Source organism: Pseudomonas arabinosi (assembly GCF_047758675.1).
In the GTDB taxonomy this organism is placed as follows: domain Bacteria; phylum Pseudomonadota; class Gammaproteobacteria; order Pseudomonadales; family Pseudomonadaceae; genus Aquipseudomonas; species Aquipseudomonas arabinosi.
Genome location: NZ_CP180480.1, coordinates 6,853,515 through 6,870,178, shown reverse-complemented (window position 1 = coordinate 6,870,178; position 16,664 = coordinate 6,853,515). Strand labels below are relative to the sequence as shown.

Genomic DNA, 16,664 nt, shown 5'->3' with positions numbered 1-16,664 from the left:
TTGTGCCTGCCCCTTCGCGAGCAGGCTCGCTCCCACAGGGGGATATGGCGTACACACATCAAATGTGGGAGCGAGCTTGCTCGCGATGAGGCCCGGTCAGGCAGCGAGATTCTGGATCAGAACTTCTCGAGGGTCCGACGGCTCTCGCTGGTCTCGCGCGCCACTTCTTTGGGCTTATACGCGCAATACCCCGGCCGCGGCCCGATTTTCGGGTGGTTGCGGCAAGTATCCGGGCGCTTTTCATAAATAGTGCACAGACGGCTCTTACGATCCAGGTACAGGCAATCGTTGTTGCTCATGCGCTGAAGGGTGAAGATCTCGGACTTCTGGTTGTAACGCTCGACGATCCCTTCCTTCTGCAAACGCTTGGCAATGTTCTTCGGCGGCTCGCCGCGCTCGAATTCATCGACGATGCCGATACGGATCAGATCCTTGATCTTGACCTCGACCGGCAGGGTGCAGCAGCTGGAAACGCACGAACCACACATCGGGGCGGAGTACTTGGCCCAGGTATCGAGGCGATCGATCTCCGCGGCGGCGATCAGGTTGGACTTCATCATCGGTTGTTACCAGCGTGCATCAGGGCGCGCGATCATACCGGGACTGGTGGATTTTTGAACAACCTTTCGCCAGATTTTTTCGTATTCCGCCCAATAACACCTGTATTCCGGCACGGGCCCTGCATTCTTTCCGGCACATGACGTTGTAATGTCGACCTATCTCGCACTATCAGGAAAAACTGCCGAACCAGAGTTCCAACGACCTGTCAGACCGTCTAGGCTCAACAACTCCACGCTCGCTCGAGGTCCTATCAATGACTCAAGAACCACTTGTTCGCGAAGCAGAGGTGGCCGCATTCCGCGACGCCGTCTTGACCAAACTCACCTACGCGGTGGGCAAAGACCCGGATCACGCCTTCGACCACGACTGGTTCGAAGCCATTGCACTGGCGGCGCGCGATCACATGGTCGAGCACTGGATGGATCACACCCGGCAGATTTACCGCAAAGGTCAAAAGCGGGTTTATTACCTCTCCCTCGAATTTCTGATCGGCCGTCTGCTCTACGACAGCCTGAGCAACCTTGGCCTGCTGGACGTCGCCCGCGAAGCCATGACAGAACTCGGCGTCGATATTGAACGCATCCGCCTGCTGGAGCCCGACGCAGCGTTGGGCAACGGCGGCCTCGGTCGTCTGGCCGCGTGCTTCATGGAAAGCATGTCGACCCTCGGCATTGCCGGCCACGGTTACGGTATTCGTTACGAACACGGCTTGTTCCGCCAAGCCATTGTCGACGGCTGGCAGCAGGAACAGACCGAACACTGGCTGGATTTCGGTAACCCTTGGGAGTTCGAACGACCAGAGGTTGTTTACCCGATCGGCTTCGGTGGCAGTGTCGAAACCGTCACCGACGAAACCGGCAAGTCCAAGCAAGTCTGGACGCCGGCAGAAACCGTTCGCGCGATTGCTTACGACACGCCAGTCGTCGGCTGGCGCGGGGCAAGCGTCAATACGCTGCGCCTGTGGCGCGCCCGGGCCATGGAAGATTTGCACCTGGAACGCTTCAATGCCGGCGACCACTTGGGCGCCGTGGCAGAAGTCGCCCGGGCCGAAAGTATTTCCCGGGTGCTCTACCCGGCGGACAGCACCGAAGCCGGCCAGGAACTGCGCCTGCGTCAGGAGTATTTCTTCGTCGCCGCGTCCTTGCAGGACTTGCTGCGTCGTCATCGCAACATGCACACCTCGGTCCTGACCCTGGGCGATCATGCCGCGATCCAGCTCAACGACACCCACCCTTCGATTGCCGTGGCCGAACTGATGCGCCAGCTGGTCGACGTTTACGACGTCGCGTGGGATGCGGCATGGCAAGTCACCGTCGACACGCTGTCCTACACCAACCACACGCTGCTGCCGGAAGCGCTGGAAACCTGGCCGGTCGGTTTGATGGAGCGGATGCTGCCGCGGCACATGCAGATCATTTACTTGATCAACGCCCAGCACATCGATTCGCTGCGGGCCAAGGGTATCCATGACTTCGAGGTGCTGCGTGCGGTGTCGCTGATCGAGGAAGACAACGGCCGCCGCGTGCGCATGGGCAACCTGGCGTTCCTTGGCTCTCACAGCGTCAACGGCGTGTCCGGGCTGCACACGCAGCTGATGCGCAAAACGGTGTTCTCCGAACTGCACAAACTCTACCCGGACCGGATCAACAACAAGACCAACGGCATTACCTTCCGCCGCTGGCTCTACCAGGCCAACCCCGAACTGACCTCGATGATGGTCGATGCCCTCGGCCCGGATCTGCTGGACAACGCCGAAGAGCGTTTGCTCGAACTGGAACCGTTCGCCGAGAAAGCCGCGTTCCGCAAGGCGTTCGCCGATCAGCGGCTGCATAGCAAGAAAGCCTTGGCGTACATCATTCACGAGCGGCTTGGCATTGCGGTCAACCCGGCGGCGATGTTCGACGTGCAGGTCAAGCGGATCCACGAATACAAACGTCAGTTGCTCAACCTGTTGCACACCGTTGCGCTGTATCAGGCGATTCGCGCCGAGCCGGAAATCGACTGGGTGCCGCGGGTGAAGATCTTCGCCGGCAAGGCGGCGGCCAGTTATCACCAGGCCAAGTTGATCATCAAACTGACCAACGACATCGCCCGGGTGGTGAACAACGACCCGACGGTGCGCGGTTTGCTGAAAGTGGTGTTCTTGCCCAATTACAACGTCAGTCTGGCGGAGAGCATCATTCCGGCAGCGGATTTGTCGGAGCAGATTTCCACCGCAGGCTTCGAAGCCTCGGGCACCAGCAACATGAAGTTCGGCCTCAACGGCGCGCTGACCATCGGCACCCTCGATGGCGCCAACGTCGAAATGTGCGAACGCATCGGTGCCGAACACATGTTCATCTTCGGCCTCAGCGCTCAGCAGGTTGAAGCGCGCAAGCAGAACCATGAGTTCAATGCGACCCCTGATATTGCGGCATCCCATCGGCTGAATGACGTGCTGCAAGCGATACGCGGCGGGGTGTTCTCGCCGGATGATCCTTCCCGTTACACAGGATTGATCGATTCGCTGATCGATTACGATCGCTTCCTGGTCTGCGCCGATTTTGACTCTTACTGGGACGCGCAGATGCGGGTAGAAGCCCATTGGCACGATTCTCAAGCATGGTGGCGTTCGGCGGTGTTGAGCACTTCCCGGATGGGCTGGTTCTCGTCCGACCGGACCATTCGCGAGTACGCCACGGATATCTGGAAAGCTTTGGAGTAACTTTTAGCAATAATTGCGAGCAAGGCCCGACGGTTGTTGGGCCTGATCGATATACTAAGCGCCGGTTACACCGGGCGGTATGCAGGGCGATCCATTGTGGGAGCGAGCCTGCTCGCGAAAGCGGTCTGACATTCAACATTAATGCTGAATGTTAAGGCCTCATCGCGAGCAGGCTCGCTCCCACAGGTTTGTGTGGTTTCACACTAAACTCAGCCAGATGCTGCTTTACCCGGATTCGCCCCGCAGCGGGGCCGCTTAGGGATATCGACCATGCAATGGATGTTCATGCTGATTGGGCTGGTGCTGGGCTGGGTACTCGACGAGTCGTTCAGCGATGCGCTGTTGGGCGCGCTGCTCGGGTTGGGTATTGGCCAGGCCATTCGCATTGGCCGCCTGGATTCACAGGCCGCCGAGCAACGTAAGCGACTTGATCAGGCTCAGATCGCGTTGAATGCGGTGCAGCAACGGCTGTCATTGCTGGAAGTGTCAGGCGTCAAGACGCCGGAATCCCACGAACCCGAGCCGTCTCCTGAATTCACTCTCGACGAAATCCCTGTCGAAGCCCCGGAGCTGATCTGGGAACTCCCTCTCGAACTCGAACCGATCACCGCGGCCGCCGCCGAAAGCAGCCGTCCAGTGCCCGTCGATGCCTGGAAACCCGAACCGGTCGCCCGCGAGCCGCAACAACCCGCTATCCCTCGCGGCCCGAACTTCATTGATCGCGCCATCAGTGGCGCCCGCAACTGGCTGTTCGGTGGCAACACCGTGCTGCGGGTCGGTGTGGTGCTGTTGTTTCTCGGCTTGGCCTTCCTGCTGCGTTACGCCACCGAAGGCATGGTGGTGCCGATCGAATTGCGTTATGCCGGTGTTGCGGCGGCGGCATTGGGGCTTCTGGGGCTGGGTTGGTGGCTTAGAACACGCAACAGCCATTACGCGCTGATGCTGCAAGGCACCGGGATCGCGGTGTTGTACCTGACCGTGTTTGCTGCGATGCGCCTGCATCCGCTGCTCGATCCTACGGCGGCGTTAGGCCTGCTGGTCGCGGTGACGGTGTTCTCGGCGATCCTCGCCATCACCCAGGATGCGTTGGGCCTGGCTGCCGCTGCGGCACTCGGTGGTTTTGCTGCGCCAATCCTGACCTCCACCGGTGCCGGCAACCATGTCGCGCTGTTCAGTTACTTCGCCTTGCTCAACGCCGGCATCCTCGCCATCGCCTGGTTCAAGGCCTGGCGGCTGCTTAACCTGATCGGTTTCGTCGGCACCTTCGGCATCGGTTTCGCCTGGGACCTGCGTTCCTACACCCCGGAACTGCTGTGGAGCACCGAGCCGTTCCTGATTGTGTTCTTCCTGATGTACCTGGTCATCGGTCTGCTGTTCGCCCGGCGCAAGTTGCTGGAAATGAGCGACGCACCCGAGGACGGCAGTCGTGAAGCGCTGCTGCACTGGTCGGCGCGCAAGGGCGATTACGTCGACGGCACGATGCTGTTCGGTCCTCCATTGGTGGGCTTCGGCTTACAGTTCGCATTGGTCCAGCACTTGGAGTTCGCTGCAGCCTTCAGCGCATTGGCATTGGGCATGATTTACATGGGCCTGGCGCGGCTGTTGATGGGCGGACGAGCGTTGCTGCTGGCGGAAACCTGTCTGGCGCTGGGGGTGATCTTCGCCAGCCTGGCGATTCCGTTGGGGCTCGATGCGCGCTGGACCGCCGCCGCTTGGGCTGTCGAAGGCGCCGGCATCTTCTGGCTCGGCCTGCGTCAGCAACGACCGCTGGCCCGAGCCTTTGCCTTGCTGCTGCAACTGGGCTCGGCGTTGGCCTTCCTCAGTGAACTGCGAATCGGCGAAAGCAGCCTGCTGGAAGGGGCTCCGTTGGGCGCGTTGATGCTCGGCGTGGCGTTGTTGTTCAGCTTCTACCAGTTGCGCAAAGCCTTGCCCGAGCAGACGTCGGAATGGGAACGCAAAGGGCTGCCGGTACTGGCCTGCCTCGGTCTGACCTTTCTCTATCTGCTGGCGCCGTTGTTTTTCTTCACTCACGGCACGGCGATCAGTTGGGCGCTGGCGGGGTTGGCGACCTTGTTTGTTGGCTTGCGTCTGCAATCGCGCACGTTCCTGTTCACCGCGTTCGCCGTGCAGTTGCTCGGCGGTGCGTTGTTCCTGCTGCGGCTGCAAGGGGCGAGCGGTGAGTCCGCCGCTGTGTTCAACGCGGGTTGGAGTGGTCTGCTGAGCGCGTCGTTGATCGGCCTGGCGCTGATCGCCGGGATGTTGCTGGCGGCGCGCGATGAGATGGTCCGCAGCGACGTGCGATTGCTGCGCGGCTTGTCGGTGGTGCTGCTGGCCGGTCTGGTGTTGATCAATCTGGCGGTGCTGTTCGTCCTGCCTTGGCAAACGGCGAGTGCCGTTTGGGCGGCCAGCGGGTTGTTCATCATCTGGCTGAGTCTGTACCTGAAGCAGCGCGTGAGTTTTGTCTTCGGTTTGCTGTTGCAGGTGATTGGCGGCGCGGCGTTCCTGATAGCCGGGCCTGAGTTGCTCGGACCGCTTGCGAGCGAAGGATTGAAACCTCTGGCGCATAGCGGTTTCTGGACGCCGCTGGTGTTGGGTCTGGCCGCGATGGTTGGCGCCTGGCGCTTGCAGCTCGGCAATCATGCTTCGGCCTTCGATGTGCTGAGCTTGCAGCGTTTGTCCGAAGTGCTGTTGGTGTGGGGCGCGGCTTGGTGGGCGCTGGCGTGGGTTAGCGAAGTCCTGCGTTTTGCACCCTCGAGTCTGCAAGCGACGTTGTTGCTGGCGGTCGCGGCAGTGAGCGTGACGCTGTGGACAGTGTTGGCGCTGCGCCTGAAATGGTCGTCGCTGGGCTTGCTCTGCACCTTGCTGATGCCTGCGGCCGGTTTGGTGTTGCTGGCTGCGTGGCACTCGCGTTATCACCCGGCGGCCAATTTTGGTTGGCTGGTATGGGCGGCCGTGTTTGTTGTGCATTTCATCTCCCTGCGGCGTCTGGCGCCGATGTTGCCGGCGCGCGCCCTCAGTACCGCGCACGTGCTCGGCTGCTGGCTGTTGATCGGTGTGTTGGCCCTGGAGCTGCGTTACGGTCTGTTGCTGTTGTCCGAGCAGTACAACGCCTGGCGCTGGTTGGGTTGGGCTATTTTGCCGAGCCTGTATCTGGTGCTGATGGCGGCACCCCGCGCCTGGCCATGGCCGGTGTCGACGTATTCGCGCGAATACCGTGTGTACGCGGCGGCACCGCTGGCGTTGCTGATGCTCGGCTGGTTCTGGCTGGCGAACGTCGTCAGCGATGGCACCGCCGAGCCGTTGCCATACGTGCCGCTGATCAACCCGCTGGAGTTGGGTCTGCTGTTTGCGCTGTTCGGGGTCTACGTGTGGTCCCGCAGCGCTGTGGCGCAACTGGCGATTCGCAAGGACTATGCCGAACACGCCACGCAACTGATCGCTGGCGCCTCGCTGTTTGTGTTCTTCACGGCCCTGGTGATGCGCACTGCCCATCATTGGGGCGGTGTGCCGTTCGAGCTGGATGCGTTGCTTGAATCGATGCTGGTGCAGGCCGGTCTGTCCATCGTCTGGACCTTGATGGCCCTGAGTCTGATGATCGGTGGCCATCTGCGTCATCGCCGTGAAGTCTGGCTGATCGGTGCGGCGCTGATTGGTGTGGTGGTGGCCAAACTGTTCTTTGTCGAATTGAGTAACCGCGGCGGACTCGCCCGGATCGTCTCGTTTATCGGCGTTGGCGTATTGCTGTTGGTGGTGGGCTATTTCGCCCCTTTACCGCCCAAGCGCGTCGAAGCTGTGCCGGAGGCTGAAAAACCGGCCCCGCAAACCGAAGGAGTGTCGTCTTGAGTCAGAAGCTGAACCTTGTCTGGTTGGGCGCTGTTGCGCTGGGTGTGGCGCTGTCGGCCAGTGCTCAGGAAAAATTGGCGGACTTTGCCACGCAAGTGCCGTTGTCGGTCAGCGGCGAAGGTCCGTGGTATCGCCTCGAATTGCCGTTGAGCGTGCAACTGAATGCGCGGCAAACCGATCTCAGCGATGTGCGCGTGTTCAACGCCGCCGGTGAGGCTCAGGCGTATTCCTTGGCTCGGGCGCCGGCGCAGACCAGCGAAAACCGCACCCTGACTGACGTGAAATGGTTCCCGCTGTACAACTCGGCGGATTCCACCGAGCACGCACCGAGCGTGCGGGTGCAATCGAGCGCCAATGGCACGCTGGTCGAAGTGCAGCCGTCCAGTCAGCTGGAGGCGGGCGAAGAAATGCTGCGCGGCTGGTTGCTCGACGCCAGCAGCATCAAAGCACCCTTGCAGCAGTTGGTCCTCGACTGGACCAGCGAGCGCGATGGCTTCCAGCGTTTCACCATCGAGGCCAGCGACGACTTGCAGCATTGGCAGTCGTGGGGCGAAGGGCAGGTGGCGCGCCTGACGTTTGCCGACGAGCGGGTCGAACAACATGAAGTCGCCTTGCCGGGGCAGTCGGCCCGTTATCTGCGATTGCTATGGAACACGCCGCAATCGGCACCGACATTGACCTCGGCGCAACTGCAAAGCGCCAAGACCCGCAGCTTGCCGCTACCGCTTGTCTGGTCGCAACCGCTGGCGGGCAGCAGCGTAAAGGCCGGTGAATACACCTGGCAATTACCCATGGGGCTGAATGTCGAGCGCTTGCAGGTCGAGTTGAGTCAGCCCAACAGTTTGGCGCCCGTGACCTTGTCCGGTCGTCGGGAAAGCAGCCTGCCGTGGCAGCCGCTGGGCAGCGGTTTGCTCTATCGCCTGACCCAGAGTGGCCAGGACGTGGTGCAGAACGAATTGCAGCTGTCGGGGCAAACCGTGCAGCAGTTGAAGTTGACGGTGGACGAGCGCGGCGGCGGTCTGGGGGCCGAGGCGCCGACTGTGCGGTTCGCCGTGCGCTCCATTCAATTGGTGTTCCTGGCGCGCGGAGCGGGGCCTTATACGCTCGCACTGGGCAGTGCCACGGTGAAGGCGGCGAACCTGCCGCTGTCGACGTTGATTCCGGATTACAGCGCTGCAAAGTTGGCGACATTGGGCAAGGCTACGGTCGAAGGCGCGGCGGTGGCCACGCCAGCGTCGACCGTGACAACGGCTGCGCCGACGGACACCAACTGGAAGAAATTCGGGTTGTGGGCGGTGTTGCTGCTCAGCGTTTTGTTTCTGGCCTCGATGGCGTTCAGTCTGTTGCGTAAGCCGCCAGTCAAGCCCTGACGGCGGATGCTGCGCACCCCGATCGCGAGCAAGCTAGCGAAGGCGGTTTCTCGGTCGGTAAAGAACCCGGATTCGAACTACGCTCAACCGGGCGCATGAACTCTATTGGGTGTAACACGTCTGATAGGAGGAAATGCGCCCCGACTCGCGTTAAACTGCGCGGGTTTTTAGCCCCCCATTCCACCGGAGCCTTCCATGTCCCGCGTTACCCTGAGTCGCTATTTGATTGAGCAGACCCGTAGCAACAACACCCCTGCCGATCTGCGTTTTCTGATCGAAGTGGTGGCGCGTGCTTGCAAAGAGATCAACCACGCCGTGTCCAAAGGCGCCCTCGGTGGTGTTCTGGGCAGCATGGGCACTGAAAACGTCCAAGGTGAAGTGCAGAAGAAACTCGACGTGATCTCCAACGAGATCCTGCTCGAAGCCAACGAATGGGGCGGTCACCTGGCCGGCATGGCGTCCGAAGAAATGGACAACGCCTACCAGATCCCGGGCAAATACCCGAAAGGCGCGTACTTGCTGGTATTCGACCCACTGGACGGCTCGTCGAACATCGATATCAACGCGCCGGTCGGTACTATCTTCTCGGTGCTGCGTTGCCCGAACGAATACCTGAGCCAAAACGAGCCTTTGAACGAAAAGGCTTTCCTGCAGCCAGGCACCGAGCAAGTGGCTGCCGGTTACGCGATCTACGGTCCACAGACCATGCTGATCCTGACCCTGGGCGACGGCGTAAAAGGTTTCACCCTGGACCGCGAAATGGGCAGCTTCGTGCTGACCCATGAAGACATCAAGATTCCGGAATCTACTCAGGAATTCGCGATCAACGCGTCCAACCAGCGTCACTGGGAAGCGCCGGTACAACGCTACGTCGGCGAATTGCTGGCCGGCGAAGAAGGCCCGCTGAAAAAGAACTACAACATGCGCTGGGTCGCCGCGATGGTCGCGGACGTGCACCGTATCCTGACCCGTGGCGGTCTGTTCATGTACCCACGCGACAGTCGCGAGCCGTCCAAGCCGGGCAAGCTGCGTCTGATGTACGAAGCCAACCCGATGTCGTTCCTGGTGGAACAGGCTGGCGGCGCTTCCACCGATGGCCATCAGCGCATCCTCGACATCAAGCCTGACGGCTTGCACCAGCGCGTAGCGGTGTTCCTCGGTTCGAAAGAAGAAGTCGAACGCGTCACGGCTTACCACAAGGAATAAACCATGACCGCGCCCTGGCAGCCGTTGCTCGAATGGTGGTTCGGAACCCTCGAATCCCCCAACGAAATAGCGGCTGACAAGGGCAAGTTATGGTTTGGCAAGCGCGACAGCCAGGACCTCGAAGCGCGCACGCGTTTCGGGGACTGGGTCGAGCAGGCACTGGCCGGCGGATTGACCGAGTGGGCGCAACGCCCCGAAGGTTGGCTGGCTCTGGTGCTATTGCTCGATCAACTCCCGCGAATGATCTTTCGCGACACTCCCAAATCCTTTTCAGGCGATCTCAGGGCTCAGGCACTGGTGGCGCAAGGCATTGCTGCGGATTTCGATCGGCAGTTGCAGCCCATCCAGCGAGTGTTCATCTACCTGGTGTTCGAGCATTGCGAAAATCTGGCGGTGCAGAACGAAGCGGTTTCGCGATTTATCGAGTTGGTGGCGCAGCAGCCTGAGGCTGATCGGGCGGTGTTTGCCGATAACCTGGATTATGCCGAACGGCATCAGAAAGTGATTGCGCGGTTTGGACGGTTTCCGCATCGCAATGCGGTGTTGGGGCGGGAGTCTACGGCTGAGGAGTTGGCGTTTCTTTCGGGGCCTGGGTCCAGGTTTTAGATTTTCCTTGCGGCTGATGCCGTCATCGCCAGCAGGCTGGCTCCCACATTGGGTTTGTGTCGTTCACACATCCCCTGTGGGAGCCAGCCTGCTGGCGATGGGGCCAGTGAAAGCAGCTTAAATCCGGAAGCTGCCAACCAACTGCTTCAACCGCGCCGCCTGCTGCTCAAGATCCGAACACGCGCGCAACGTCGACTGCAAGTTCTCCACGCCTTCCTGGTTCAGCATGTTGATCTCGGTAATGTCGACGTTGATCGACTCCACCACCGCCGTTTGCTCTTCCGTCGCAGTGGCCACCGACTGGTTCATCCCGTCGATCTCACCGATACGCTGGGTCACGCTGCCCAGACGTTCGCCCGCCTGGTTGGCGATGCCGACGCTGCTTTCGCTCTGGCGCTGGCTGTCGGTCATGGTGATCACGGCTTCCCGGGCGCCGACTTGCAGTTTCTCGATCATCTTCTGCACTTGCTGCGCCGAATCCTGAGTACGGTGCGCGAGGTTACGCACTTCGTCTGCCACCACGGCAAAACCACGACCGGCTTCACCGGCACGGGCCGCTTCGATGGCGGCGTTGAGTGCCAGCAGGTTGGTCTGCTGGGAGATGCTGGTGATCACTTCCAGAATCTGCCCGATGTTCACGGTGTTGCTATTGAGCGTTTCGATGTTGCCGCACGAATCGCTGATCTTCGCCGAGAGCTGCTGCATCGCCGCGATGGTTTTATCCACGACCTGCTGGCCGTCCTCGGCCAATGCGCGAGCATCGCTCGAATGTTGAGAGGCGAGGGCGGCGTTCTGGGCGATTTCCTGGGCGGCGGCGCCCAGTTCGTTGATGGCGGCGGCGACGCTGCTGGTGCGCGAGGCTTGCTGGTCGGAGTTGAACATCGACGAGTTCGACGCGGCCACCACACGCAAGGCGACTTCATTGACTTGGCCGGTGGCCGAGGACACTTCGCGAATCGAGGTGTGAATGCGCTCCACAAAACGGTTGAACGAGGTGCCCAGGGCACCGAATTCATCGTGGCCGTGAATGGTCAGGCGTTTGGTCAGGTCACCTTCGCCTTCGGCGATGTCATGCATGGTGCGGCCCATGGTCAGCAGCGGCTGCATCAGGAAGCTGATCAACATGCCCAGAAACGCGATGATGATCACCACGGCAATGACCATGGCGATGATCGCCGAGGTGCGGAACTCGCTGAGCATCGAGAACGCGGTGTCCTGATCCAGCACCAGCGCCACGTACCAGTCTGCCGAGGGCACACCGTTGACGTGGGTAAAGGAGATGAATTGGGTCTTGCCGTCGATCTCGACTTCTTTCATGCCCGGGCTGACGTTCGGCGCACCGTTCGGGTAGGCGTCGGTCAGGCTCTTGAGCACCAGTTTGCTGTCCGGGTGGATCAGGATTTTGCCGTCGGCGCTAACGATAAACGCGTGGCCGTGGCCGCCGAAGTTCAGCGAGTTGATGATCGCGCTGACGCTGGACAAGTCGATGTCAGCGCCAGCGACGCCGATCATTTGATTCTGATGTTTCACCGGCGTGGCGACGGTGATCACCAGTTTGCCCGACGACGCGGCGATGTAGGGTTCGGTGACGATGGTCTGTTGCGCACCGTTGGCCGCCTTGTACCAGCCACGGGCGCGGGGATCGTAATCCGCTGCGCGATTGCCGGCCGGGACCGAGAACATCACGCCGTCGGTGCCACCGAAGTAGCTCAACTGGAAATTACTGGTGTAGGCGGGCAGGTCGATGGCGCGCTTGAGGTTGGCCTGGGCGCTGCCGTCCACGGCGATCTGCTGGGACAGCGATTGCAGCAACTGGATGCGACTTTCCAGCCAGGTCTGAATGTTGCTGGTGGTCAGGCTGCCGAGTTCCTGCATCGAGGATTCGGTACTGCTGCGCAGGGTTTGCCGCTGACGGTAGTCGTTGAAGAGGATGAAACAAGCGAATGCGACGGCCACCACGAGGGCGGCAGCCAACAAGATCTTGTGGCTGAACTTCATGTTTCTGGTCATTAAATGAGCTACCGCGGAGAGGCTGGTCAACAAAGGGGCGTCAATTTGCCACAGTCATGGGCATTGCGCTGCTTTTATGTCGACTGACCGGCGTCAAAGATTAGGCGGCTTTTGCGAAAACCGACGAAATACTTAATAGCGAAAGAAAGTTGCTGATTTTTCGAAACAAGGCAGACGAGCGGCCTGATAAATAGCCGGTCGGCCAGGGAACCAGACAGGGGTTTTCTCTTCTAAGCTTCTGCTTGGCAGTCATGCCATTCCCCTTCGCCCCAGGAGCTACACCATGTCGCTGCGTTCTATTGCCCTGCTTTCGTTCTGCGTGTTGTTGGCCGCGTGCAGCAAGGTTAATCAGGAAAACTACTCGAAGCTGTCGTCAGGCATGCCCAAGGCCGAAGTAGAAACCTTGCTGGGCAAACCCGCCGATTGCTCGGGCGCGCTCGGTATGTCCAGTTGTACTTGGGGCGACAAGAACAGCTTTATCAGCGTGCAGTACGCCGGTGACAAAGTGCTGATGTTTTCCGGCCAAGGCCTGAAGTAAACCGGGGTTATACGCCCACGGGAGAAAAACAATGAAGCGGTTATTGATAGTTCTTTTAGCCGGCCTGGTATTGGCCGGCTGCGCCACGTCTGGCGTAGATCCGTTGGCACCGAAAACCGCCAATAGCGTCAATCTCAAGAAGTACCAAGGGACCTGGTACGAGTTGGCTCGTCTGCCGATGTATTTCCAACGCAACTGCGCACAATCCGAAGCCCATTACACGCTCAAGCCTGACGGCAAAGTGTTGGTGCTCAATCGCTGCCTGACGGCAGACTGGCAATGGGAAGAGGCCAAAGGCGTGGCCTGGCCACAGGAGTCGGGCAAAACCGACAAGCTGTGGGTCGAGTTCGATACCTGGTTTTCGCGGTTGATTCCGGGTGTGGCGAAGGGTGAGTACTGGGTGTTGTACGTCAGCGATGACTACAAGACCGCCATTGTTGGCGATCCAAGCCGCAAGTATCTGTGGCTGCTGTCACGGACCCCGACGGTCAATGGTGTAGTGCGTGAGGAACTGCTGAGCAAGGCGCGTCAGCAGGGTTACGACACTACGCGGCTGATCTGGCGCGCGACCGATACGCAGATGGCCAAGATTTCGAACTAACGGTGCGGCTGAAAAAAAGATCACAGCCTCCGGCAGCTCCTACAGGGATCGAGTGATTCTGTAGGAGCTGCCGGAGGCTGCGATCTTTTGCTTTTAACCGAGCAAGTCGCGCAGGACTTGGGTGAACGCGCGATTACTTTCTTCTTCGCCCGCATGACGCCCGTCGCGCACAACCCACTGGCCATTGACCAGCACATCGCGCACCTGGCGATCGCCACCGGCAAACAACCAACGATTGAGAATCCCGTCGCCGCTGGCCGTCGCCAGGTACGGATCGTTGCCATCCAGCACCAGCCAATCCGCACGTTTGCCAACTTCCAGCGCACCAATCGACTGACCCAGCGCTTGAGCCCCACCATCCAGCGCCGCGTCGTACAGCGTGCGGCCAACCATCGGCTGATCCGCGCCATACAAACGATTACGGCGTTGGTCGCGTAGGCGCTGGCCGTATTCCAGCCAGCGCAATTCTTCCACCACGCTCAAAGACACATGGCTGTCGGAACCGATGCCCATGCGCCCGCCCTGAGCGAGGAAATCCACCGCCGGGAAGATCCCGTCGCCGAGGTTGGCTTCGGTCGTCAGGCACAAGCCGGCGATGGCGCGACTCTTGGCCATCAGCGTGACTTCTTCCGGGTTGGCGTGGGTCGCGTGAACCAGGCACCAGCGCTGATCGACCTCGGTGTTTTCGTACAGCCATTGGAGCGGACGACGACCGCTCCAGCTCAGGCAGTCGTCGACTTCCTTCTGCTGTTCGGCGATGTGAATGTGTACCGGGCATTGCTGGTCGCTGGCGGCCAGCACTTCGCTGATTTGCTGCGGTGTTACCGCTCGCAACGAGTGGAAACACAAACCCAGCGACTGCGCTGGCTGCTGCGCCAGGATCGGCTGCAAGCGCGATTGAAGCTTGAGGTAGTTTTCGGTGCTGTTGATAAAGCGGCGCTGGCCTTCGTTCGGGGCCTGGCCGCCGAAACCGGAATGGCTGTAGAGCACCGGCAGCAGGGTCAGGCCGATACCGGCGGAGCTGGCGGCCTGACTGATGCGTAGCGCCAGTTCGGCCGGGTCAGCGTAAGGCTGGCCGTTGGTGTCGTGGTGTACGTAATGAAATTCCGCGACCGAGGTGTAACCGGCCTTGAGCATTTCGATGTACAGCTGACGGGCGATTACGCCGAGTTGATCCGGGCTGATTTTTCCGACGAGGCGATACATCAAGTCGCGCCAGGTCCAGAAACTGTCATTCGGATTACCCGCCACTTCCGCCAGCCCGGCCATGGCCCGCTGGAAGGCGTGGGAGTGTAGATTCGGCATTCCCGGCAGCAGCGGACCGCTTAGCCGTTCGGCGCCATCTGCGTTGGAATCGGCCTGGATATGGGTCAACACGCCATCGGCGCTGACCTCAAGACGTACATTGTTGGCCCATCCACTAGGCAGCAGCGCGCGTTCGGCAAAGAAGGCGGACATGGTTCAGCACCCCATCGTGTGTTATTTGTATATACATATACAGACGTTTGCCTGCTCGGTAAACTCCGGCAAGCTAGCAACCTTTACTAAACGACCAAGGATTAACCGTGCCGACTCCGCCCCAAGTGTCACCGTTGGCCGCGAACATGGGCGACAGTCCGGCGCCCTTGTACGCCCGCGTCAAACAGATGATCACCCAGCAAATCGACAGTGGAAACTGGCCGCCGCACTACCGCGTTCCGTCGGAAAGCGAGCTGGTCAACCAGCTGGGTTTCAGCCGCATGACCATCAACCGCGCCCTGCGGGAGATGACCGCCGACGGTTTGCTGGTGCGCATGCAGGGTGTTGGCACGTTCGTCGCCGAGCCGAAAAGTCAGTCCGCGCTGTTTGAAGTCCACAACATCGCCGACGAAATCGCCTCCCGTGGCCATCGCCATACCTGCAAGGTCATCACCCTCGAGGAAGAGGCCGCCGGTTCCGAGCGGGCACTGGCGCTGGACATGCGCGAAGGCCAGAAAGTCTTTCACTCGCTGATCGTGCATTTCGAAAACGATATCCCGGTGCAAATCGAAGACCGGTTCGTCAACGCACTCGTGGCGCCGGACTACCTCAAGCAGGACTTCACCCTGCAAACGCCATACGCCTATCTGAACCAGGTCGCGCCGCTGACGGAAGGCGAGCACGTGGTCGAGGCGATTCTGGCCGAAGCCAGCGAGTGCAAGTTGCTGCAGATTGAAAAGGGCGAGCCGTGCCTGCTGATTCGTCGCCGCACCTGGTCCGGCCGTCAGCCAGTGACCGCCGCCCGTTTGATCCACCCTGGTTCCCGTCATCGTCTGGAAGGTCGCTTTCATAAATAGAGTGCATAAATGAGTGAGATGAAGGTTCTACGCGCAAAAGATTACCCACGCATGCCATGGAAAAACGGCGGCGGCAGCACTGAAGAAATCACCCGTGATGCGGGCACCGGTCTTGATGGTTTCGGCTGGCGCCTGTCGATTGCCGACATCGGTGAGTCGGGCGGCTTCTCGACATTCGCCGGCTATGAGCGGGTGATCACTGTGCTGCAAGGCGACGGCATGACCTTGCGGGTAGATGGCCAGGACACGCAGCCACTGTTACCGCTGGACCCATTTGCTTTCAGCGGCGAGAGCCAGGTCTCCTGCACATTGCTCGGTGGGCCGATCCGCGACTTCAACCTGATTTATGCACCGCAGCGTTATAGCGCGCGATTACAGTGGCTGGACGGCGAGCAGCGGTTTTTCAGCTCGGCAGGCACTGTGCTGGTGTTCAGCGTCACCGACGAGCTTGAAGTGAAGGTCGGTAACAGCGCCTCCCAACTCGGTCGCCATGATTGCCTGCAATTCGACGGTAACGTTGGCCTGCTGGAAGTCTCCAGCAATGGCCCGTGCTGTGTGATCGAGCTGATCGCACGCTGATTCAAAATCCCCAAAAGACTGATCGTTCCCACGCTCCCGCGTGGGAATGCATCCCGTGACGCTCCGCGTCACCGTCGCAACAGCGGACGCGGAGCGTCCCTGGCGGCGTTACCACGCAGAGCGTGGGAACGATCATCTGATTCGAAACTGCGCACCAACTTGTTACCGAACGCCCCAGCGTGGCGCAAAACCACGCCCAAGTAACAGCCGTCATCCCCCTCGCAAAATCCCCCCGAAAAATTTCATCTTTGCCAGAACCCTTGATCCAGGCGCTTTCCAGCCCTTTCAAAACTTTTCTTGAACACTCACCCAGCAAGTTGGCCGCTTGATT

At 60.3% G+C, this 16,664-nt stretch carries 13 protein-coding genes; 9 read left to right on the top strand and 4 right to left on the bottom strand.

Going from position 1 to position 16,664, the window contains the following annotated elements:
- Window positions 1-116 precede the first annotated feature (116 nt).
- Window positions 117-560, bottom strand: a complete 444-nt coding sequence (locus ACMXYJ_RS31765) for a YkgJ family cysteine cluster protein (RefSeq protein WP_008149447.1) — start codon at window positions 558-560, stop codon at window positions 117-119.
- Between the two features lie 254 nt (window positions 561-814).
- Between ACMXYJ_RS31765 and ACMXYJ_RS31760 the strand changes: the two genes are divergently transcribed.
- From ACMXYJ_RS31760 to ACMXYJ_RS31740, 5 genes are all read left to right on the top strand, one after another.
- The gene (locus ACMXYJ_RS31760) at window positions 815-3,265 is read left to right on the top strand and encodes a glycogen/starch/alpha-glucan phosphorylase (protein WP_415758299.1); all 2,451 of its coding nucleotides are present in this window, start codon (window positions 815-817) and stop codon (window positions 3,263-3,265) included.
- A 270-nt stretch (window positions 3,266-3,535) separates the two neighbouring features.
- Entirely contained in the window at window positions 3,536-7,108 is a 3,573-nt protein-coding gene (locus ACMXYJ_RS31755; protein ID WP_415758298.1) for a DUF2339 domain-containing protein, read from the top strand.
- Window positions 7,105-8,478: a DUF3999 domain-containing protein gene (locus ACMXYJ_RS31750; protein WP_415758297.1), complete on the top strand. Its 1,374-nt coding sequence runs from the start codon at window positions 7,105-7,107 to the stop codon at window positions 8,476-8,478. Before ACMXYJ_RS31755 ends, ACMXYJ_RS31750 begins: the two co-directional genes overlap by 4 nt.
- 195 nt (window positions 8,479-8,673) lie before the next feature.
- The gene (locus ACMXYJ_RS31745) at window positions 8,674-9,684 is read left to right on the top strand and encodes a class 1 fructose-bisphosphatase (protein ID WP_056741101.1); all 1,011 of its coding nucleotides are present in this window, start codon (window positions 8,674-8,676) and stop codon (window positions 9,682-9,684) included.
- A 3-nt stretch (window positions 9,685-9,687) separates the two neighbouring features.
- Entirely contained in the window at window positions 9,688-10,290 is a 603-nt protein-coding gene (locus ACMXYJ_RS31740; RefSeq protein ID WP_415758296.1) for a DUF924 family protein, read from the top strand.
- Window positions 10,291-10,407: 117 nt separating this feature from the next.
- Here ACMXYJ_RS31740 and ACMXYJ_RS31735 read toward each other — a convergent pair whose 3' ends face one another.
- Both ACMXYJ_RS31735 and ACMXYJ_RS31730 read right to left on the bottom strand, forming a co-directional pair.
- Window positions 10,408-12,300 carry a methyl-accepting chemotaxis protein gene (locus tag ACMXYJ_RS31735; protein ID WP_415758295.1) on the bottom strand — a complete coding sequence of 631 codons (1,893 nt, stop codon included), beginning with the start codon at window positions 12,298-12,300 and terminating at the stop codon, window positions 10,408-10,410.
- Window positions 12,301-12,400: 100 nt separating this feature from the next.
- Window positions 12,401-12,553 carry a hypothetical protein gene (locus ACMXYJ_RS31730; RefSeq protein ID WP_415758294.1) on the bottom strand — a complete coding sequence of 51 codons (153 nt, stop codon included), beginning with the start codon at window positions 12,551-12,553 and terminating at the stop codon, window positions 12,401-12,403.
- 30 nt (window positions 12,554-12,583) lie between these two features.
- Between ACMXYJ_RS31730 and ACMXYJ_RS31725 the strand changes: the two genes are divergently transcribed.
- Window positions 12,584-12,838, top strand: coding sequence for a lipoprotein (locus tag ACMXYJ_RS31725; RefSeq protein ID WP_046052167.1), 255 nt, complete (start codon window positions 12,584-12,586; stop codon window positions 12,836-12,838).
- A 31-nt stretch (window positions 12,839-12,869) separates the two neighbouring features.
- Window positions 12,870-13,439: a lipocalin family protein gene (locus ACMXYJ_RS31720; protein ID WP_415758293.1), complete on the top strand. Its 570-nt coding sequence runs from the start codon at window positions 12,870-12,872 to the stop codon at window positions 13,437-13,439.
- Window positions 13,440-13,532: 93 nt separating this feature from the next.
- Here ACMXYJ_RS31720 and ACMXYJ_RS31715 read toward each other — a convergent pair whose 3' ends face one another.
- Entirely contained in the window at window positions 13,533-14,897 is a 1,365-nt protein-coding gene (locus tag ACMXYJ_RS31715) for a formimidoylglutamate deiminase (protein ID WP_415758292.1), read from the bottom strand.
- Between the two features lie 146 nt (window positions 14,898-15,043).
- On the opposite strand from ACMXYJ_RS31715, the gene hutC reads away from it, so the two are divergent.
- Complete coding sequence (gene hutC / locus ACMXYJ_RS31710) at window positions 15,044-15,754, top strand: histidine utilization repressor (RefSeq protein ID WP_177326944.1); 711 nt, start codon at window positions 15,044-15,046, stop codon at window positions 15,752-15,754.
- A gap of 9 nt (window positions 15,755-15,763) precedes the next feature.
- A complete protein-coding gene (locus ACMXYJ_RS31705; protein WP_415758291.1) occupies window positions 15,764-16,333 on the top strand; it encodes a HutD/Ves family protein in 570 nt (189 codons plus the stop codon).
- Window positions 16,334-16,664 lie beyond the last annotated feature (331 nt).